Raw genomic sequence first — 274 nt, 5'->3', positions numbered from 1 at the left:
CTATCACTTCCCCGAGAAGCTGATCCCTTTGACCATCCTCAATGCCCTGGCGGGCAAGCCACTGCCGGTGTATGGCAATGGCCACCAGGTGCGCGAGTGGCTGTATGTCGAGGACCACGCGCGTGCCTTGATCAAGGTGGCGTGTGAGGCGCCGTTGGGGGAGAGCTACAACATCGGCGGGCATAACGAGCAGCGCAATATCGACGTGGTTCGCCTGATCTGTGAGACGTTGGAAGCCTTGGTACCGCAAAAGCCTCAAGGCCTTGCGCACTAC

Annotated in this window: 1 protein-coding gene; it reads left to right on the top strand. The window is 59.9% G+C overall.

The window, feature by feature from the left end; translation table 11 throughout:
* The coding region (locus R0J88_RS20020; protein ID WP_410900879.1) for an NAD-dependent epimerase/dehydratase family protein at positions 1-274 on the top strand (274 nt) is incomplete at both ends.

This window comes from Pseudoalteromonas sp. SIMBA_162 (genome assembly GCF_046535955.1).
GTDB classification, from domain to species: domain Bacteria; phylum Pseudomonadota; class Gammaproteobacteria; order Enterobacterales; family Alteromonadaceae; genus Pseudoalteromonas; species Pseudoalteromonas marina.
This window is presented reverse-complemented; position numbering and strand designations above follow the sequence as displayed.